The sequence below is a fragment of the Microbacterium sp. MM2322 genome (assembly GCF_964186585.1).
Classification (GTDB): Bacteria; Actinomycetota; Actinomycetes; order Actinomycetales; family Microbacteriaceae; genus Microbacterium.
The window spans coordinates 2037971-2057191 of sequence record NZ_OZ075067.1 but is presented as its reverse complement, the minus strand read 5'-3'; the positions used below and the strand labels follow the sequence as shown (position 1 = coordinate 2057191).

Annotated in this window: 20 protein-coding genes; 13 read left to right on the top strand and 7 right to left on the bottom strand. The window is 66.9% G+C overall.

Annotated features, from left to right (window positions below; genetic code table 11):
• Positions 1-104 precede the first annotated feature (104 nt).
• On the bottom strand, positions 105-563 hold the full coding sequence (locus ABQ271_RS10070; RefSeq protein WP_349308634.1) for a helix-turn-helix domain-containing protein: 459 nt from the start codon (positions 561-563) through the stop codon (positions 105-107).
• Between the two features lie 786 nt (positions 564-1349).
• On the opposite strand from ABQ271_RS10070, the gene ABQ271_RS10065 reads away from it, so the two are divergent.
• The 5 genes from ABQ271_RS10065 (at position 1350) to yidC (ending at position 7377) form a co-directional block, all read left to right on the top strand.
• On the top strand, positions 1350-2750 hold the full coding sequence (locus ABQ271_RS10065) for a hypothetical protein (RefSeq protein WP_349308633.1): 1401 nt from the start codon (positions 1350-1352) through the stop codon (positions 2748-2750).
• A gap of 529 nt (positions 2751-3279) precedes the next feature.
• Positions 3280-5025 carry a hypothetical protein gene (locus tag ABQ271_RS10060; RefSeq protein ID WP_349308632.1) on the top strand — a complete coding sequence of 582 codons (1746 nt, stop codon included), beginning with the start codon at positions 3280-3282 and terminating at the stop codon, positions 5023-5025.
• A gap of 403 nt (positions 5026-5428) precedes the next feature.
• Positions 5429-6250 (top strand): SDR family NAD(P)-dependent oxidoreductase, encoded by an 822-nt coding sequence (locus tag ABQ271_RS10055; RefSeq protein WP_349308631.1) that lies wholly within the window; start codon positions 5429-5431, stop codon positions 6248-6250.
• A 44-nt stretch (positions 6251-6294) separates the two neighbouring features.
• Positions 6295-6570 (top strand): DUF6412 domain-containing protein, encoded by a 276-nt coding sequence (locus ABQ271_RS10050; protein WP_349308630.1) that lies wholly within the window; start codon positions 6295-6297, stop codon positions 6568-6570.
• A gap of 84 nt (positions 6571-6654) precedes the next feature.
• Positions 6655-7377 (top strand): membrane protein insertase YidC, encoded by a 723-nt coding sequence (gene yidC, locus ABQ271_RS10045; protein ID WP_349308629.1) that lies wholly within the window; start codon positions 6655-6657, stop codon positions 7375-7377.
• Between the two features lie 22 nt (positions 7378-7399).
• Here the strand turns inward: yidC and ABQ271_RS10040 are convergent, their stop codons facing one another.
• A complete protein-coding gene (locus tag ABQ271_RS10040) occupies positions 7400-8050 on the bottom strand; it encodes a hypothetical protein (RefSeq protein ID WP_349308628.1) in 651 nt (216 codons plus the stop codon).
• A gap of 195 nt (positions 8051-8245) precedes the next feature.
• Here ABQ271_RS10040 and ABQ271_RS10035 point away from each other — a divergent pair, with 195 nt between their 5' ends.
• The gene (locus ABQ271_RS10035; RefSeq protein ID WP_349308627.1) at positions 8246-9124 is read left to right on the top strand and encodes an oxygenase MpaB family protein; all 879 of its coding nucleotides are present in this window, start codon (positions 8246-8248) and stop codon (positions 9122-9124) included.
• A 53-nt stretch (positions 9125-9177) separates the two neighbouring features.
• On the opposite strand, the gene ABQ271_RS10030 is transcribed toward ABQ271_RS10035, so the two are convergent.
• Positions 9178-10014 (bottom strand): alpha/beta hydrolase, encoded by an 837-nt coding sequence (locus tag ABQ271_RS10030; protein ID WP_349308626.1) that lies wholly within the window; start codon positions 10012-10014, stop codon positions 9178-9180.
• 111 nt (positions 10015-10125) lie between these two features.
• Between ABQ271_RS10030 and ABQ271_RS10025 the strand changes: the two genes are divergently transcribed.
• On the top strand, positions 10126-10533 hold the full coding sequence (locus ABQ271_RS10025) for a VOC family protein (protein WP_349308625.1): 408 nt from the start codon (positions 10126-10128) through the stop codon (positions 10531-10533).
• Positions 10534-10594: 61 nt separating this feature from the next.
• Positions 10595-11905: a DUF222 domain-containing protein gene (locus ABQ271_RS10020; protein WP_349308624.1), complete on the top strand. Its 1311-nt coding sequence runs from the start codon at positions 10595-10597 to the stop codon at positions 11903-11905.
• Between the two features lie 104 nt (positions 11906-12009).
• Here ABQ271_RS10020 and ABQ271_RS10015 read toward each other — a convergent pair whose 3' ends face one another.
• Positions 12010-12504, bottom strand: a complete 495-nt coding sequence (locus ABQ271_RS10015; RefSeq protein ID WP_349308623.1) for a MarR family winged helix-turn-helix transcriptional regulator — start codon at positions 12502-12504, stop codon at positions 12010-12012.
• Between the two features lie 149 nt (positions 12505-12653).
• Here ABQ271_RS10015 and ABQ271_RS10010 point away from each other — a divergent pair, with 149 nt between their 5' ends.
• The 4 genes from ABQ271_RS10010 (at position 12654) to ABQ271_RS09995 (ending at position 16334) form a co-directional block, all read left to right on the top strand.
• A complete protein-coding gene (locus ABQ271_RS10010; RefSeq protein WP_349308622.1) occupies positions 12654-13460 on the top strand; it encodes an MBL fold metallo-hydrolase in 807 nt (268 codons plus the stop codon).
• Positions 13451-13867, top strand: coding sequence for a nuclear transport factor 2 family protein (locus ABQ271_RS10005; protein ID WP_349308621.1), 417 nt, complete (start codon positions 13451-13453; stop codon positions 13865-13867). Before ABQ271_RS10010 ends, ABQ271_RS10005 begins: the two co-directional genes overlap by 10 nt.
• Positions 13868-14072: 205 nt before the next feature.
• Entirely contained in the window at positions 14073-15422 is a 1350-nt protein-coding gene (locus tag ABQ271_RS10000) for a PQQ-binding-like beta-propeller repeat protein (protein WP_349308620.1), read from the top strand.
• 90 nt (positions 15423-15512) lie between these two features.
• Positions 15513-16334: an SDR family NAD(P)-dependent oxidoreductase gene (locus ABQ271_RS09995; RefSeq protein WP_349308619.1), complete on the top strand. Its 822-nt coding sequence runs from the start codon at positions 15513-15515 to the stop codon at positions 16332-16334.
• 7 nt (positions 16335-16341) lie between these two features.
• Here the strand turns inward: ABQ271_RS09995 and ABQ271_RS09990 are convergent, their stop codons facing one another.
• From ABQ271_RS09990 to ABQ271_RS09980, 3 genes are all read right to left on the bottom strand, one after another.
• Positions 16342-16731: a DUF2510 domain-containing protein gene (locus ABQ271_RS09990; RefSeq protein WP_349308618.1), complete on the bottom strand. Its 390-nt coding sequence runs from the start codon at positions 16729-16731 to the stop codon at positions 16342-16344.
• A 41-nt stretch (positions 16732-16772) separates the two neighbouring features.
• Positions 16773-17063: a hypothetical protein gene (locus ABQ271_RS09985; RefSeq protein ID WP_349308617.1), complete on the bottom strand. Its 291-nt coding sequence runs from the start codon at positions 17061-17063 to the stop codon at positions 16773-16775.
• A gap of 67 nt (positions 17064-17130) precedes the next feature.
• A complete protein-coding gene (locus ABQ271_RS09980) occupies positions 17131-17736 on the bottom strand; it encodes a TetR/AcrR family transcriptional regulator (RefSeq protein WP_349308616.1) in 606 nt (201 codons plus the stop codon).
• 79 nt (positions 17737-17815) lie between these two features.
• Here ABQ271_RS09980 and ABQ271_RS09975 point away from each other — a divergent pair, with 79 nt between their 5' ends.
• Positions 17816-19201 carry a glycoside hydrolase family 30 protein gene (locus ABQ271_RS09975; protein WP_349308615.1) on the top strand — a complete coding sequence of 462 codons (1386 nt, stop codon included), beginning with the start codon at positions 17816-17818 and terminating at the stop codon, positions 19199-19201.
• Positions 19202-19221 lie beyond the last annotated feature (20 nt).

The following is a 19221-nucleotide window of genomic DNA, read 5'->3' as shown; positions in this document are numbered from 1 at the left end:
GGTGCTGCCCCTTCAAATGCCGGTGAGACCATCATGCCGTGCAAGACGGACACATCGACTCTATGGCCGCGTCGATCTGCACTCGCGACGACATCGCGAGCCGGTCATGAAGATGCGGGCGAGTAGTGCGGACCGAAGTTCGAAACAGAACGTAAGAACTCGACGAGAGCCCCGCGTTCGACGATCTGTTGCGCGTCAACCACGAGACCCAACTCTGTGAGCTTGACGCTACTAATCCGCAGGATCTTTGCGACGGTCGGGGTGGGTAGCCGTTCGGGCAGATATGCGACGGCTCCGCCGACGTCGCCCGTGAACCCCGGTGCCGGTTCGAGCACGAGAGCAAGATCAGACTTTGCGGCACGCGCGTCACTCGCCGCGAAGCCGCGCACATCTATGCCGGCGATCAGCCAACGACCCGCAATCTTGTAGGCGCCGATCTCATTCCGGTTGGCGAGAGCGGCAACCGTCGCTTCCGTCCTTCCCAACAACTGCGCGACTTCTGCGACCGACATCAGTACTGGGCGCGAAGACCAGAAGGTTTCAACTGTTGAGGATGCGGGCATCGGCCGATCCTTTCAGAGGCGTCCTCTTGCGGACGTTGCCCGCAAGAGGGATGGATATGTGCGGAGCCTCTTCAACGCGCCAGCTCGACACGTCGCACGCGATAGCGTGTGCCCGTAGACCCGACAGTCGTAGCTCTCCTCGCCGCGGTCATCCCCGCGATGGTCGCAGCAGGGACCCTCGTGACGGGCGAAGTATTGAAGGCGCGACGTGCGCGCCGTGAAGAGATCGCGAACGCCGTCGGTGAATTGGTGGAGGCCTTAGTCCGGTTGCTTTGTAATCGAAGACCGACCGCTCATTGTGTGGCGCTGGCAGGTCACGGGATCCATTGCGCGAGTGTCGGCTGCGGCCGCGTCGTTCCTCTCGGTAGTGGACAAGCGAGATCGCATCTTCGCTTTCTGGGTCGTCGATTCGACCCAGCGCCTCGTTGAAGGAGACCGGTTCACCCGTGTTGCGTGGGGTGCGTCAGTGGCCGCCTCTGTTAGGGCATGGCAGATCAACCCGGCGCATGCGCGGCAGCATGCGAGGGACGGTCTCGCCGAGATACGGACCTTCCCCAGACTCTTCAGTAGTCAGTTACCACCTGCGGAGTCGGCAGCCCTCGAGAAACTGGACACGAGCGGCCAGCGGTCGGCGTGATGTGGACACTCTTCCTGATCGATCGCCCAGAGGGCGGGCGCCCGACGCGACCGCCTCAAGGTACCCATCGTTATGGAGACAGTCGTACGTGGTCTCGACGACCCCGCTCTGCGTCGGTTCATGTCCCACGACCTTGCCAAGATATGTGCATGAGGACATTGCTGCTCGATACCCCCTTCGAGACAGAAGATGCGGACCGTTTCGCTTTCACCAGCATGGTCTCGGCATTCGACTATGACGTCGTCATCTGGGATCCGGTCGGGACGAGCAACAAGTACGAAGGGGCCTACCGAGGTGAGTATCGGGGACGACCAGCGCCGACTGAAGCCGAGTCCGTCGCCCTTCTCGAAGCACTAACGAGGCGCAAGCAGGAGTTCACGGACTTTCTGGGCCTCGGGCGAAGCATCATCGTGATTGCCTCTCCGCCTCAGACGATCTGGGTCGACACGGGTAAGAAGGACACGTCCGGGACCGGCAGGAATCAAAAGGTCACTCGAATTGTGGACGACGTCGATTTGCTTGCCGCGATCCCTGGCCAAGTTTCGACAGTTGCGGGCCGAGGCCTGGAGCTCAGCCCTGTGAGCCCGACAGCGGCCTCGCTTTGGAGGGAGACAAAGGATCGCTGGATCTACCGGTGCTTCCTCAACGAGTTTCCCGGCGCGAAGCTGCTCGTCGTCGCGGGCACCGAGAAGGTCGTGGGGAGTGTCGATGTGTCGCCGGACGGCGGCGTGCTCGCGCTGCTTCCGGAGCCGTGGATTCCCGCCGAAGACGACGAGGTGCACGGCGAAGACGAAGAACTGGAGGAGGGCTCCAGCGATACAGACGTTGCTGAAGGCGAAGATGAGCGTTTCGTGGACGTGCCGGCGCAAATGATCGCATGGGTGCGCGGCTTGAGCCTCCACGACGCGGAACCAGTCCCAGCCTGGGCCGCAGTGTTCAAGTTCACGTCCGAGATTCAGCGGCAAGTAGAACTGACCCGCCTCGAGCGATCAATCGCGAAGTTGGCGACAAAAGTGGACACGTTGAAACATGAACAGGCTGAGGACGACCGGTGGAAGCGATTGAGCTTCAGTTCAGGAGCGGCGCTCGAAGATCAGGTCCGCCGCGCGTTCGAGGTGCTTGGGTTCACGGTGCTCGAAGCGCAGCGGGGTCGAAGCGACCTGCGGCTGCAGTGGGAGACCGAGCGGGTCGTTGTCGAGGTGAAAGGTCTCTCGAGAAGCGCCGCTGAGAAGAACGCGGCGCAACTTGAGAAGTGGGTGGCGGAGGAACTGGTAGACGGCGTTAAGGCAAAGGGGGTGCTCGTAGTGAACACCTGGCGCGAGAAAGCGCCGGACCAGCGTGAGACCGACTTTCCCGACCAGATGGTCCCTTACGCAACCGCGCGGGGCCATTGCCTCCTGACGAGTCTTCAACTCCTGACCGTGGCGCGAGAGGTGAGCGACGGCAAGACGGACGCGGCGTCGGCAGCACGCGCAATACTCGCCACCACGGGCGTCTTCGACGGCGAAGCGAGTTCGCTCCGACGCGAGGCGAGCGCCGAAGCATCGTAGATCCAGCAATGACCCTGCGACCGAAGCGGAGATCAACAACGGCGTGCGGCAATGCGGAGAGCGTCCGATTGGCCGCGTGACCGCTCGGAAATGGGTCGATCAGCGTAAGGCGGCCCATCGGCAAGCCCGAGTCATCCAGGCGTGAGGTTGTACTCGCAGTCCTTCGTCCTGCACAGGTATCGGACCGTCTGCTTGTAGCTGCCAGCCAACACGTACTCGTGCTGACAAAGCACCCCACACCCAGGGCATTTCAGAGTCTCGAAAGGCATGAGGGCAGGATATCGGCGCGAGAGGACGCGTACGAAGGCTCGAGGCACCCTACCCGGTCCCCTGCGTGGAGGCGGGAAGCGATAGCTTCGACCGTATGACGCTTCCGCCCACGCATGTCAAGCACCTCCCCGATCGGGAGCACCAGTACTCCGTAGCGCGCTTCGTCCGATCGAACGAGCGCTGCCCTGATACGAGTTTGGAATGAAGCCGATCGCAGTTGGGATTTCCCCTGTCCGGACGCCATAGGAGAGTCGGCTAAGTGCTTCAGATTGCCAGCGGGATCTACTTCAAGACCGAAGACTTGTACGAGACAGTGCACCGGCGCGTCTACTACACGAATGGGCTTCGTGGCCGCGCCGAGGACATCGACCTTCCAATTGGCACTCTCCGTTTCACTAGTGGTCATGGCGAGGTCCAGCCAGTGGTTGTTGAGGCCATCGATCGTCTGGAGAAGACTGATCCGGACGGTTCGCCGTCGCCTCACATCGCTACAGGCGGTGACGAACTTGTGGACGATGTCGTCGACGTCGTTGCGTTTGGGCTCGACGTCGTCGCCCTTTCCGACCCGGATCTGGCGCGGCGCGTCGTTGCCGGCGGTGCGCCGGGACGGCGCCGGCGCCAGAAACTGCTGCGTCATGTCTTGGAGCCGACGAGATTCATTTCTGATGCCGAGATCGACGATCTGCGCGCGCTTTGCACCGACTTGCTTGCCCTTCAGCGCTCGTATTTTGAGGCCGTGATGCGTGCGATTCGCAGGGTCGCCGATGCTGTCGCGTTCGCTGATAGTGACGTGACGCTTTCGTACACGCTGTTCGTTGCCGCGCTCGAATCACTTGCTAAGGAAGCGCCCGCCCCAGAATCCACGTGGGAGAACTACGACTCGAGGAAGCGCAAGATTATTGATGCTGCCTGTTCAGAAATCGGAGAGGATGGCACGGCCAAGGTCCGGGCGGCCGTTCTAGAGATTGACATGCTTGCACTCCGGCGCAAGTTTCAGGGGTTCGTGCTCGACCACATCGGCGAAGAGTTCTACCGACTCGATGCGATCAACTCCTCCAACCCAATACGCGCTGTCGAGCTACCAAAGGCACTGGACTTTGCATATCAGGTGCGGTCGAAGACAGTGCACGAACTTCGTGACCTCGCTCCTGAACTCCGTGAACTAGCCCAGCAGGATGACACCGTTTGGCACGAAGGCATGACGGTGCTGAGTCTCGAGGGCCTACACCGGGTGTGCCAGCACGTTATCCGGCAATACATTAAGCGGGCGCCGGTCGGGGTAGACCCGGACTTCCAACAGCGATATCGCTCGGCAATCCCAGGGATCGTCCGAGTTCGCGCATCACCTGAGCTTTGGCTCCCGCAGTACAGCAACTTTGCGGCCTCCGAGTGCCCACGAATCTTCTCGGCGCTCGTGGAGTCCATGCACAGCGTGGCTCGTGGTGACGCAGATGGTGTCGTCGACCTGCGCATCCCTCTGCAACAGATCGAGGTGTTGCTTCCAGGCGAAGCCAAGGATCCGCGTCGCGTCCCCATGATTGCCATCTATCTGCTTTGGCACGCAATGGTAGCTGAGGAGCTCGAACGTCCGGACGCCCAAAAGTACCTAGATCCATATGTCCATCTACTTGATGCGCCGTCGATGTTCTCCTACGCCATTTGGGCGTTCGGCGGGCAGTTCACCTGGGCGGAAAGCGAACTCGCAATGCTTGCTGACGAACGTGAAGCGGCGTTGCGCCAGCAATCCAAGAGCGTCTTGGAACTTCCCGATCGCCTCGACGCCACGCTGCGCGTAGATCTCGCGCAACGCGCATGGGACCGGGACGATCGGACGGGGTGTCTCGCACAACTTGAGAAGGCGATCTGGCTACTGCCCGGTGACGAGCAGCTCATTCTTTGGGAGCTGGGGGTCCTGCAGGATGGCGTTTTTCCTGAGGTCAACCTGCGGGCATTCTTCATCGGGCGAACTGATGAGGCCGACCCTGAAAAGGAAAAGCCCGCATAGTCTGCAGACAGCGAGCCTCCGTAGAGGGAGACCTCAAAGCATCTGTCGATGCCGCACCCTAGAGGGTCGTGATGCGAGCGGATATCGAGATCCAACGGCGGCCTCTCCTGGCGCTCGAGGCGAGCGTCCACTCATGTTGGCCGGTTCGCGCCAAACGAGTGAGTAGCCCGCCCACAACGATGCCCGATTACCGCTCCCGATGTGAACTCACCGCCAGCCAGCGAGCAACCACAACCTCAACGAAATCCACCGACACCGGCCGTCGCGTTCACTCCTGCCAGGCGGAAGCCGCACAGTCACGATCCGGCGCCGTTCTGATCTTCGACGTTCCGAGACTCGCCATCCCCGGAAGCGTTCCGTCAATGGTTTCGCCGACATCCGCCGCGGGTGTGACACTCGCCTGATGCGCACCATCGTCATCACCGGAGCCAGCGACGGCATCGGCGCCGCGGCATCCCGTCAGCTCTTCTCCCGCGGCCACCGGGTCGTCCTCGTCGGCCGGTCAGCGAAGAAGACGCGGGCCGTCGCCGCCGAACTCGGCACGCCGTACCACCTCGCAGACTTCGCCGAGCTGGCGCAGGTGCGCCGGCTGGCCGCTGAGTTGCTCGCCGCCTACCCGCGCATCGACGTCCTCGCGAACAACGCGGGCGGCATCTTCGGCAAGCGGGAGCTCACGGGAGACGGGTTCGAGCAGACGTTCCAGGTGAACCATCTCTCACCTTTCCTGCTGACGAACCTGCTGCGCGAGCGGCTCGTCGAGAGTGAGGCATCCGTCATCCAGACCGCGAGCGCCGCGGCACGACTGTTCTCACGGTTCGACGTGACCGACCTGAATGCCGCGCGTCGGTACTCAGGACGGCGAGCCTACGGCAACGCGAAGCTCGCGAACATCCTCTTCACGCGCGAACTCCAGCGCCGGTGGGGGAGCGACGGCGTCTCAGCCGTGGCCTTCCACCCCGGCGTCGTCGCGACCAATTTCGCGGGCAACACGTCGGGACCGTTCCGCTGGATGTACCACACGCCCGTCATGCGCCGAGTTCTGACGACGACCGATGAGGGCGGCAAGCGCCTGGTGTTCCTCGCCGACGGCACGCCGCGCGAGGACTGGTTGCCCGGCGGCTACTACGAGAACGACCGCGTCACGAAGACGCGCCGGCTGGCGACCGACCCGCGCCTCGCGCAGGAGCTGTGGGAGCGCAGCGCGGAGATGGTGCAGCTCGGGTGAGACTCCGTTAGCTTGAGGGCCACACGACGCGACGGGAGGCGGGCATGATCCACGACCTGTTGCGCGTCGTCCTCGAGGTCCTCGGGCTCATCGTCGCCGTCGACCCGTCGACGAGCGGATCCGCTCTCACCATGGCGCTCCTCGCCCTCACCGTCCTTACGCTCGCGCTCCTCGCGACCGCGCGCTTCGCGGCCACTCGCGGGTCCACCCCGCATCCCACTCGTCGCACCGAACTCACGGCGCCGCTCGCGCAGAGCGATCCCGATGCTCCAGGGCACGTCCGCCCTCGCGGGCCTGGTCAGGTGACTGCGGCCGCGTAGCGTCGAACCGTCCGGGCACCGTGTGCCCCGGCATCCGTTCGCGGCCGATCAGCCGACCCTGATCGCTCCGACGAACGGAACCCCGTGGACATCACCACCCTGCCTGTCATCTCCACCCTGCTCGACCTCACCTCCCGCGGCCTCATCGGCCTGACCTCGCTCCTCACCCCGTGGACGGGAGCGTTCGCGGGTGCGCTCGCGATCGTGCTCGTGACCCTCGTGGTGCGGGCGGCGCTCATCCCCGCTGGCATCGCCCAAGCCAGAGCCGACAAAGCGCGCATCCGCCTCGCGCCGCGCCTGCGGGAACTCCAGACCCGGTACCGCGGCGACCGGGAACGCCTCCAACGCGAAACCATGGAGCTCTACCGCTCCGAGAACGTGTCGCCGTTTGCCAGCTGCCTGCCGATCCTCATCCAGGCGCCGATCGTCGGCCTGCTGTACTCCGTGTTCATCCACCCGAACCTCGCCGGGCATGCCAACGAGCTGCTGTCGCAGACGCTGCTCGGCGTCCCGCTCGGCACGAGTCTGCTGCACGCCGTGTCAACCGGGACCGCCGGCCTTGCGACCTGGCTGGTGATCGGATGCCTCGTGCTCGCGATCGCGGCGGTAGGGGAGATCACACGGCGGGCGTTCCGGGTCACGCCGGTTGAAGGTGTGCCGGGGGTTCCGGTGGCGATGCTCGGGGCGCTGCAGTTCATGACCGCGGTCGTGGCGGTGTTCGTGCCGCTGGCGGCAGGGATCTATCTGCTGACGACGGTGACGTGGACGCTGGGGCAGCGGTTGGTGCTCAGGCGGGTGTACGGGTGAGGATCTCTCTGCGAGATGAACGTTAGGCGTGCGTGATTGCGTTGTAGAGACCGCTGACCACTGCGGTGAGCACCAGCGGTGAGATGGTGAGAACGAAGATCAGCAGCCATGGGTCATCCATGAGCCAGGCTGCTAAGCGGAGGAGAAATCTCTCGAGTGGCGGATTTCTGAGGCGGCGAAGCCAGTGTTTCGATATGCGGACCAAGCCCCGTTGCCGTCCAGTCTTTCGCGAGCGAAGCAGGTCGCCCGCAATCCAAAGCCAGTAGGTGTACGCGATCAGGGCGGCGAGGATGAGGAAGATCGCCCAGAGGTGATGGGGGATCGACAAGTCGACCTTCTCCCTGCTCTGGAATGCGACATTCAGTGCCACGAACCAGGCCAGCGCCGTGTTGCCGAAAAACGCAAGCAGCCGGACGAGGAGTTTTCCGAGGCTCGCGGTGTGTTTGCCGAGGATCGAGGTCTCTGAGATCGGCGTGAGGGGTGGCAGCGCGGTTGCCACCGCGACCGCGGCGACGACCGTTAGGACGACTAACGCGATGACAGCGACAACGACGACGGTGAGCGCACTCGTCAGCAACCAGGGAAACGACTCAGCGAGCAGACCGGCAACCGTCAGCACGATGATCCCGGCAACGCCGAAACCGATCAGACGAGCTTGGATTCGAGTGATCATTTCCGGAGCATCCCAAAGGCCTCCGACATAGCCTGCCGAGCCGGGCGCCAAGGCCGCGCCCCACTCTCCCCAGGGCTCGCGCGCTCGGAGCGCGCCGCTCGCTCGCGTCGGGAAGCCCATGAATCCGACCCCGCGACACCACACCGATGGCACGCTGGAACCGTGACCCCCGCACCACCCTCGGCCCCTTCGCACGTGACCCGCCTCCGCGCCCGCCTGCTCACCGCCCTCGCCGGTGACCCCACCGGAATGGCGCCGTACGTCCGCGCGCTCGCCGACGGCGACGACGCCGGATACTTCGTCGAGAACGGCCCCGCGTGGACGGTTCACGCCGGCATGGGCACCCTGGTCGCCGGCATCCGCGCCCTCCTCCTGCAGGCTCTTCACCCGGGCGCCCTCGCCGGCGTGCACGACTGGTCGCGTTACCGCGACGATCCGATCGGGCGCCTCACCGGCACGGTCCGCTGGGTCATCACGCTCACCTACGGGTCGACGACCCAAGCGGATGCCGAGACGGCCCGCGTCGGCCGGTTCCACCGCCGCGTGCAGGGCGAGTACGTCGCCGGTGACGGTTCCGCCCGCACCTACACCGCCGAGCAGACCGACCTCGTCCGCTGGGTGCACCTCGCCTTCACCGACGCATTCCTCAGGAGCCACCAGGCCTACGGCAGGGCGATCCCGCGCGGCGCCGACGCCTACGTCGCGGACTGGGCCACCGCCGGGCGCCTCATGCGCGTGACCGACCCGCCGCTGACCGAGGCCGCCCTGCGCGCCGAGATCGACGGCTTCCTCGACCGCGGCGAGCTGCGCCGTGACGAGCGCGTCGACGACGTCGTGCGCTTCCTCAAGAAGCCGCCGTTCTCCGGGATGATGGGCGTCGCCTACCGCGTGCTGTTCGCCGCGGCGGTCGCGACCTTCCCGCCGCGGATTCGTCGGAAGCTCGGCCTGCGGCGCTCGTGGCTGCCGGTGAAGACGGCGACCCGCCTCATCCTGCGCGTGACGGAGCGTGCCCTGGGCTCGGGGCCGCGTGCGCAGGACATGGCGCGCCAGCGGCTGCGGCGGCTGGGCCACTAGTCCGCAGACGAACGCGGCGTGACCCACCCACGGGTCACGCCGCGCGGCATCCGTCAGCTCTGGATGAACTCGAGGATGTCGGGGTTCAGCACATCGGCGTGCGTCGTCAGCATGCCGTGCGGGTAGCCCTCGTAGATCTTCAGCGTCGAGTTCTGCAGCATCTCGGCCTGCTGCAGCGCCGCCGCCTTGTACGGCACGACCTGGTCGTCATCGCCCTGCATCACGAACACCGGCACCGTGATCGCCGCGAGATCCTCGCGCTGATCCGTCTCGCTGAACGCCTTGATGCCCTCGTAGTGCGCGAGCGCGCTGCCCGTCATGCCCTGCCGCCACCAGTTGTCGATCACCGGCTGCGACGGCGTGACGCCCTCGCGGTTGAAGCCGTAGAACGGACCGGATGCCACGGCCTCGAAGAACTCGGCACGGTTCGCCGCGAGCGCCTCACGGAACCCGTCGAACACCGTAATCGGCGTCCCCTCGGTGTTCCAGTCGGTCTGCACCATGAGCGGCGGCACGGCCGCGACCAGCACGGCCTTCGCGACGCGGCCCTGCGGCTCACCGAACTTCGCGACGTACCGCGCGACCTGACCGCCACCGGTCGAATGGCCGATGTGCACCGCGTTCCGCAGGTCGAGGTGCTCGACGACCGCGCTCACGTCGCTGGCGTAGTGGTCCATGTCGTGGCCGGTTCCGATCTGCGACGACCGGCCGTGACCCCGGCGGTCGCTCGCGATGACGCGGAACCCCTTGCCGAGGAAGTAGAGCATCTGCGCGTCCCAGTCGTCGGACGACAGCGGCCACCCGTGGTGGAACACGATCGGCTGGGCGCTCTTGTCGCCCCAGTCCTTGAAGTAGATCTCGGCGCCGTCGTCGGTGGTGATGAAGGGCATGGACGTGTCTCCTGATTTCTCGAATCGGACCGCTTTCCCTCACGCTAGGCCCTGACCGTGCCCCCTGTCATGGCTCACGCACGACGGCTTCGAGTGCCGCAGGATGTCACCATGCCTCTCTTCGATCACATCGGCATCAGCGTCCGCGACCTGTCGAGGTCGACCGCGCAGTTCGACCCCGTCATGAGGCTGCTCGGGTGCACCCGAGAGGATGCCGTCGGTTCCGTCTCGTGGTACCGCGGCGAAGAGGAGCTGATCCTCTACCCGGCGCGCGACGAGCAGGATGAACCCCACCGCACCGGACGCGTGGGATGGCAGCACCTGGCGTTCGCCGTGGACTCTCGGGAAGACGTGGATCGCCTGCACGACGCTGCGATCGCGGCGGGCTGGTCTGCGATCCGCGAGCCGAAACCGTACCCGCGATTCAGCGACCGCTACTACGCCTCCTTCGTCGAAGACGACAACGGAGTGCGGCTCGAATTCATGTTCAATCCGCCCCGGCACGCTGCCGACGGCTGACCCGGTTCGCGGGCGCATCCGGCTCGAAACCGATGTCGGAGGCCCCCACCACAATGGAGACATGACCCCGCTCGGCACCATCGGCACCCGGGAACGCCTCGCGCCCCTCGCCGACATCGTGCACGAGACAGCCATGGTCGAGAAGCTCATCACCCGCGCGCAGATCGTGCAACTGCATGTGCTGGCCCGCGCCGGTCAGCTCGCCGAGCAGCAGGCGGCCGAAACCTCGGCCCGTGTGCAGGCGCAGGACATGGCGCTCCGGGCCATCGCGGCCGAGCTCGGTGGCGTGCTCCGCCTCACCGACCGCACCGTGCAGCGTCGCATCACTCAGGCCCGGACGATCGTCGAGGACTATGCGGCCTCGCTCACGGCGTGGGAAGCGGGCATGATCACGCGCCGCCACGTCGACGTGATCGTGGATGCCGGTGCCGACCTCCCCGCCGACGTTCGGCTGGCGTTCGAAGCCGTCGCGATCCAGCGGTGCCGCCGCGACACTCCCAACCGGGTGCGCGCCGAGATCGAGATCCTCGCGTTGCAGATGCACCCGAGGTCGTTCACCGAACGCCACCAGGATGCCGCTACCCACCGCGGCGTGCGCCTCATCCCCGGCCGCGACGGCATGAGCGACCTCGTCGCCACTCTTCCCACCGTCATCGCCGAGGGCATCCACGACCGGCTCACCCGTCAGGCGCGCGCGGTGATCGACACGCGGAGCGAGCGCTCCAGCGACATCGTCGACACCGACGGCCGTACCGCCGACCAGGTGCGCGCCGACGTCTTCGCCGACCTGCTGCTCGCCGGCACGCCCGCGCTCGACGACACACGCGACACGACGGCGGGCCCGCTCGGTGCGATCCGCGCGCACGTGCAGGTCGTGGTCCCCGCGCTCGCCCTCCGCGGAGCCGATGTGCCCTGCGACCTCGTCGGGCGCACGCCGATCGACGCCGCCACCGCCCGGCGGCTCGCCGGTGACGCGCCCTCGTGGGAACGCCTCGTCACCGACCCGGTCACCAAGACCGTCCTCGCCGTCGACACCTATCGGGTGCCGCATCCGCTGCGCCGCCACCTTCGCGCCCGCGACCAGCACTGCCGATTCCCCGGATGCCGCCTCGCCGCCATCCGCTGCGAAATCGATCACACGCACGATCACGCACTCGGCGGCAAGACCGAGGCCGGCAACCTCGCCCATCTCTGCCAACGACACCATTCGATGAAGCAGTTCACCGCCTGGAAAGTCCGACAACTCGGGGGTGGTGTCCTCGAATGGACCTCACCCCTCGGCAGGATCTACCGCGAAGACGCCCCCACCCCGGCCGTCGCGTTCACCCCTGCCGAGCGGACCCCGCACACCGCCCACCCGGCGCCGTTCTGATCCCCGGGACGGGTCTCGCGCCTCACGCCGAGCTGGATCTCATACCTAGCCGCGTTCGCACCACCGCGCCTCACGCCGAGTCGGACCGGCGCGTGAACTCCTCGCTACGGCATCGCCGGCAACGCCGCCGACGCGCTCTTGCTCAACGCCCGCACGCTGGCCGCGAACGACTTCTCGCTCCCGCGCGGCAGCGCGTCGACCAGGTATCGCTCGATGTTCCGCGCGTGAATCGCTGACGCCTCGAGCAGCTTCGCCGTCCCAGACTCGCTCAACCGCACGAGCTTCACCCGCCCGTCCGCGTCCGACGGATGCAGCGTCACCAGCCCTTGCGCCACGCCCCGGCTCACGAGCCGCGTCGCCCCGCCGGACGTCACCACCTTCGCCTGCGCGATGTCCTTCACCGAGACCCCCTCATCCCCGCGACGCGCGACGATCAGCAGCAGTTCGAAGATCGGATGCGTCAGACCGGTGCTCTCCTCCAAGTCCCGCGCGAGCAGATACTCCAAGCCGTTCGCGGCGCCCATGAGTCGTCCGAACAGCAGAATCCGGGAGTCGTACGCCGCATCGACGGGCGTCGCGAAGGGGGAGGGGTCGGCCATGAACACACCCTACGCACCCGCCAGAACCGTGCTCGCGCAGAAAGTTCCCGCATCCCGGAATAGCTGACGCGTCAGCTTAGTTATCCCGAGCATGCCGTTACAGCGGCAGGCGCTCAGAACGTCTGAACGTCCATAGGAAGGAAACTCTCATGGCTCTGGACTTCACCGTCTTCGACCTCGACTTCCCCGTCGGGTCGAAGAACAAGACCGCCACCCTCGTGGCCGGCGACACCGAGGCCGTCCTCATCGACGCCGGCTTCACCCGCGCCGACGGACACCGCCTCGTCGCAGCCGTCCTCGACTCGGGCAAGACCCTCACCACCGTCTTCGTCAGCCACGCCGACCCCGACTTCTACTTCGGCCTCGAGGTCATCGCCGATGCGTTCCCGGATGCCCGCATCCTCGCCACCCCGATCGTCATCGACCACATCCAGCACTCCTACGAGGGCAAGCTGAAGGCCTGGGGCTCGCTGGGTGCCAACCTGCCCACCCGGCTCGTCGAGATGACCCCCTTCGCCGACGACGCGATCCTCGTCGACGGTGAGCGCCTCGAGCTCCGCGGCGCCTCCACGACGCTTCCCGACCGCCAGTACTTCTGGAATGAGACCCACCGCGCCATCCTCGGCGGCGTCCTCCTCTTCCAGCAGGAGCACGTCTGGACCGCCGACACCGCCACCCCCGAGCAGCGCGAGGCCTGGATCGCCCTCCTCGACGAGATGCAGGCCCTGAGCCCGGAGCTCGTCGTTCCCGGCCACCGCCTGCCCGACACCGCCACCGACGCGAGCGCGATCGACTACACCCGCACCTACCTGCAGGCGTTCGAAGAGATCGTCGCCGCCTCCGCTGACGCCGCCGCAGTGACCGAGGCGCTCGTGGCGCGGTACCCTTCGTCGGGAATGCTCATCGCCGCTCAGATCGGTCCGAAGGTTGCCAAGGGAGAAATGACATGGGGCTGAACGAACAGGGTCTGTCCGAGGCGCCGCGCGACGTCGTCCGCCGCCAGTACCTCGCCTCCGCCGCCGGAGACCTCGACGCCCTGCGCGCCACCCTCGCGCCCGACGTCGAATGGACCGAGATGGCAGGCTTCCCCCTCGCCGGCACCTACCGCACCCCCGAAGGCGTCACCTCCGGCGTGATGGAACGCCTCGGCCAGGACTGGGAGGGCTGGGCCGCCCACGACGACACCTACGTCGTCGACGGCGAGAACGTCGTCGTGCTGGCGCGCTACACCGCCACCCACCGCGCGACGGGCAACCCGCTCGCCGTCCGCGTCGCGCACCATTTCGTCGTCCGCGGCGGACTCATCGTCCGCTTCGAGCAGTTCGTCGACACCGCGAAGGTCCGCGACGCCGCAGCGTCCTGACCCGAACGACGGATGCCGGTCGTCGCCACGGCGGCCACCGGCATCCGTCGGCACTCACCGCCCGGATGTCGATGTCTGGTACGCCCGCCTGCCGTGCGGGTGGCCTTCCCGCTGCAGGTCTCGCGTCACCGCCGCGCCCCGTCGGGCCCTGTCGATGGGGAGATCTGCCCACTTGCGAGCGTCGCGCGCTGAGTACGCTGACCGGATGTCGTCATCCCGGGGATCTCGTCGCCGCATGCTCGTCGCGGCCGCCGTCATGATCGTGCTCGGCACGATGCTCGTCGCCGCCAGCATCGTCTTTCAGTGGCGCCACGTTCCGTACGGACTGGGGCTGACCGCGCTGGCGATCGGGAGCACGATGCTCGTCGGTGCCACCATCCGGCGCGCGGTGTGGAACGTCGTGGCGAGCGTCGCTGTCGCCGTTCTCGTCGTGACGAGCGGAGTCGCCGTCATCGGTGGTTCCCCTTCGGCTGGCCTCCCTCGCTGGGATCAGCGCGCCTTTGAGGGTGTCTCGTCATGGTCGGCGCGCACGGGCAACCTCCTCGTATCGGGGGGCACCGCGTACGACGTGCGGTCCGGGAAGGTGGTGTGGAGCGTCCCCGACCGGCGCGCCGAGCCGGCGCTTGTTCGCTCCGACATCGTGGTTCTCCGCACCGGGGACGAGACCGTCGCGCACGACACGACGACCGGCGACGTGCTCTGGCGCTCGCCGGTGACAGGGCCCGGGATCGCGACGAGTGATGACACACTCGTGATCTCACATCCCGTTTCCGACTCCGAGTTCGAGGCCGTCGCTCTCGACGTGACAACGGGGGCGGTCGTGTGGCGGCGCCCCGGAGAGCCGGTCATGGAGTGCGACCTCGGACCGATCAACACGTACTCCGTCGCCCTCGAACAGACCCACGTGCTCGTCGAGAACGACAAGGGCCAGACGGAGCTCCTCTCTGTGGCAGACGGCAAGACCACGACCGCGGTCACAGATTGCTGGCTCAGCGCGCGAATGGTGGGAGGCATTCTCGTCGAGTCGACGGGCAAGAGTCTTCAGGGTCGTTCCCCTGCAGACGGAAAGAAGCTCTGGTCGACGCCCATCGGCGAGTCGTGGACGCTCCAGGGCGGCGGATCAGAGGTCTTCACGTTCAAGAGCAACACGTCCGGAGCCGTGACTCAGCTCTCCGCCGTCGACGTCACGACGGGGAGGCCCCGGATCGTCGACCCGCCCGCAGGCGAGGTCAGACCGCTATCGAGCAACCAACGACAGCGGACCTCCCAGGTGTGGGTCCTCGTGAACCGCGAATCGGGGCCCGCCGTTTGGAACCCGGCTACCGACGCCCTCGTCGAGATACCCGACGCGGAATCGATCGATGACCTGAACGCGGATGTGCACTCCGGGTGGATCGCGCTGAGCGGCAGGACTCGAGACATTACGGGCGATGTCACCCGACTCTGCTGGGCGCTCTCGCCCGCCGGCGTGCTGTCGGATCCCGTCCCCGGACCGGGGTGTTACGTCGATGAAGGCATCATGGAGGCGGGCCGCGCGGTCTACCCGCTCACCTGACGCATCCGCTTCGCTGTCAGGGCCGAGCCACACGGCACCGGCATCGTCAAGAGCGGCCCCGAGGGTGCGAGAAGGTGTGACACTCGCAGGATGCGAACAATCGTCATCACCGGCGCCAGCGACGGTATCGGAGCCGCGGCATCCCGTCAGCTCGTCTCGAAGGGCCACCGCGTCATCCTCGTCGGACGCTCACCCGAGAAGACCCGGGCGGTCGCGGATGAGCTCGGGATGCCGCACCACCTCGCCGACTTCGCCGACCTGGCGCAGGTCCGCCGCCTCGCCGACGAGTTGCTCGCGGCGTACCCGCGCATCGATGTGCTCGCCAACAACGCCGGCGGCATCTTCGGTCCGCGCATGCTCACCACCGACGGGTTCGAGCAGACGTTCCAGGTGAACCACCTCGGCCCCTTCCTGCTCACGAACCTGCTGCACGAACGGCTGGTCGACAGCGGAGCCTCCGTCGTCCAGACCGCGAGCGCCGCCGCGCGCCTGTTCTCCCGCTTCGACATCGCCGACCTCAACGGCGCTCGCCGCTACTCGGGCCGGGTCGCGTACGGCAACGCGAAGCTCGCCAACATCCTCTTCACGCGCGAACTGCAGCGCCGATGGGGAAGCGAGGGCGTCTCAGCCGGAGCGTTCCACCCCGGCGTCGTCGCGACCGGGTTCGCGGGCAACCTGACCGGACCGTTCCGGTTCATGTACCACAACCCCCTCGCGAAGCGCCTGCTGACGACGACCGACGAGGGCGGCAAGCGGCTCGTCTTCCTCGCCGACGGCACGCCGGGCCAGGACTGGCTGCCCGGCGCGTACTACGAGAACGACCGCGTCACGAAGACGCACAAGCTCGGCACCGACGATGACCTCGCGCGCCAGCTGTGGGACCGAAGCGCGGAGATGGTGGCGCTGGGCTGAGCCCCGCTCACACCAGTTTCTCGAACACCATCGTCGCCTGAATCCGGTCGCCGCCGCCGAACCCGGTGCTCGCCGACGACGAGGTCGAGATCGTGTGCAGGCGGTACCCGAGCGCGGCCTGATTGTTGATCGCCGCCTCGAGCTCGATGAGGTTGTTGGAGCCGCTGCCCCACATCTTCTCCTTGAGCACGACCTGCAGCACGACATAGCTCATGCCGGCCGGCGCCTGCCGCGGCTGTGCACCGGCTACGGCGTCGGCCTGCGCCTGCGCGACGAAACCCGCGAGACCGGCCTGCGGGGGAGAAGGCGGCTGCGTCTGGTCGGTCCAGGCCTTCCCGTCCCACCACCGCATCGTGCCGGATCCGTCGTCGTACCACCCTGCTGCCGTGTCGCTCATGCGGCCACCGTAGCGGGACGGATGCCCCGGCGAGAAGAGCCTCAGGCGTTCCCGCTCAGGAGCCAAATCATCAGAGCGCTCGTCGTGATCAGCCCCGTGACGGCCGCGATCGCGCCGAGAGAGCCACCCACGAGCGCGAACACCTTCGACTGCCCGCGCGTGAGGGCGAGGACACCGAGCGCGAACGCCGTGAGGCCGAGCAGAAGACCCAGCCACGGGATGAGTCCGGTGAGGAAGGCGGCGATGCCGACCACGAGCGCCGCGATCGCGAGGCCCTTCTTGGGCTCGACGGCCGAGCTGATCGGTCGTGCGCTCGTCGGCGTCTGTGACATCGTTCCCCCAGGCCCTCGGCGACTCGGGCGATCGCCTTCGATCACGCTACCTCGCGCGGCCCGGGGGTCAGGCGTCTTTGAGCTCCACCGTCGTCAGCAGCTCGAGCTGGCGCCGCAGGGTCTCGGTCACGTCAACGGCGTCGGGGTCGTGCATCCACTGCACCTGCGCGCCGTCCCACACCGCGAGGGTCGACACCGCCGCGAACTCGGGGTCTACGCCCGGGCGCAGCAACCCGGCATCCGCCATCTCGCGGAACGCAGCCGTGAACTCGGCCCGCACCCGCGCGTACCGGTCGTGGAAGTACTGGTGACTCGGATGCCCCGGCGTCGCCGACTCGGCCGCCAGGAGCGTGTACAGCTCCACGATCCCGGGGATCTTCTCGTTCGCCCGCGCCAGGCGCAGGAACGCGCGGGGCGTGTCGGCGGGCCCCGCGGCCGGCTGCGGCGCGGCATCCACCGGCGTCAGCGCGTCGCGGTCCTCGAGCACCCGCTGCAGCAGCACGCTCTTGTTCGCGAAGTGGTGCAGGATCGTCGACGCGTCGATGCCGACCCGATCCGCGATCTCTTTCAACGACCCGGCGCGGTAGCCGTGCGTCGCGAACACCTCGCCGGCGGCGTCGAGGATCTCACGCTGGCGCGCGGCTGTCTTCGCGTAGGGTCCGCGCTTCGTCATGCGTCCAGCCTAACCACGAAAACACAATGCACGTTGGGTTTTGAGATATGGTGATCGCACACGACTCACGGGAGAGCACATGGCGCCGCCGACATCCGCACCCATCCGCTGGATCAGCACCACGGAGCACGCCCCGTGGCAGGAGCTCGCAGCGCCCGTCCTCGGCGACGTCCGCAGCATGCCCTCGGTGTTCCTGCAGACCGACGAGCCGCAGCAGACGATCGAGGGCTTCGGAGCCTCGTTCAACGAGCTCGGCTGGACCTCCCTCGCCCACCTCAGCGAGAACGATCGGGATGCCGTCCTCCGAGAGCTCTTCGAACCCGGCACCGGCGTGAACCTCACCCGCTGCCGCATGCCCGTCGGCGCCAACGACTTCTCGACCGACTGGTACAGCTATGACGAGACCCCCGGTGACCTCGCCCTCGAGGACTTCTCGATCGCGCACGACCATGAGGCGCTCATCCCGTTCATCCGGGCCGCGCAGCGCCACCAGCCCGAGCTCACCCTCTGGGCGTCGCCCTGGAGCCCGCCCACCTGGATGAAGACGAACGGCCACTACGCCGCCGCCCGGGCCAACCTCCTCAACCCCGACATCGACAATGGCATCCGCGACGACCAGCTCGGCGCCGAGGGCGCCGACATGATGCGGCTCGACGACGACACGCTCGCCGCGTACGCCGCCTACTTCGGACGATTCGTCGACGCGTATGCCGAGCTCGGCATCCCGATCACGATGGTCATGCCGCAGAACGAGTTCAACTCGGCGCAGGTCTTCCCGAGCTGCACGTGGACGCCGGAGGGACTCGCCGCGTTCGTCCGCCGCCTCGGGCCCGAGATGGCCTCGCGCGGTGTCGACGTGTTCCTCGGCACGCTCGAACGCGCCGACGACGGCCTCGTCGAGCGGGTCCTCGCCGACGCGTCCGCCGCCCCACACATCTCCGGGATCGGTGCGCAGTGGGCGGGCAAGGGCGCCGTGCCGTACCTGCACCGCCATCACCCCGAGCTGCCGATCTATCAGACCGAGCAGGAGTGCGGCGACGGCCGCAACGACTGGCGCCTCGCCCGCCACGCCTGGTCGCTCATGACGCACTTCCTGCAGCACGGCGCGACCGCCTACATGTACTGGAACATGTCGCTGCTCCGCGGCGGCGTCAGCCGGTGGGGCTGGGCGCAGAACTCCCTCGTGACGGTGGATGCCGACACCCGCACCTACACGCTCAACCACGAGCTCTACGTCCTCAAACACGTCTCGCACGTCGTCGCGCCCGGGGCGCGCCGCATCCCGACCCTCAGCTACACCGGCCACGAGAACCAGCTCGCGTTCCGCAACCCCGACGGCAGCCTCATCATCGTCGTCCAGAACGACCTCGGCGAAGAGATGTCGATGTCGTTCCTCATCAACGGACGCGCGCTCGAGGTGACCCTGCCGGCGGATTCGCTGAACACGCTCGTCGTGCCGGCGTGACGCGCGCGGGGTGCCAGGAT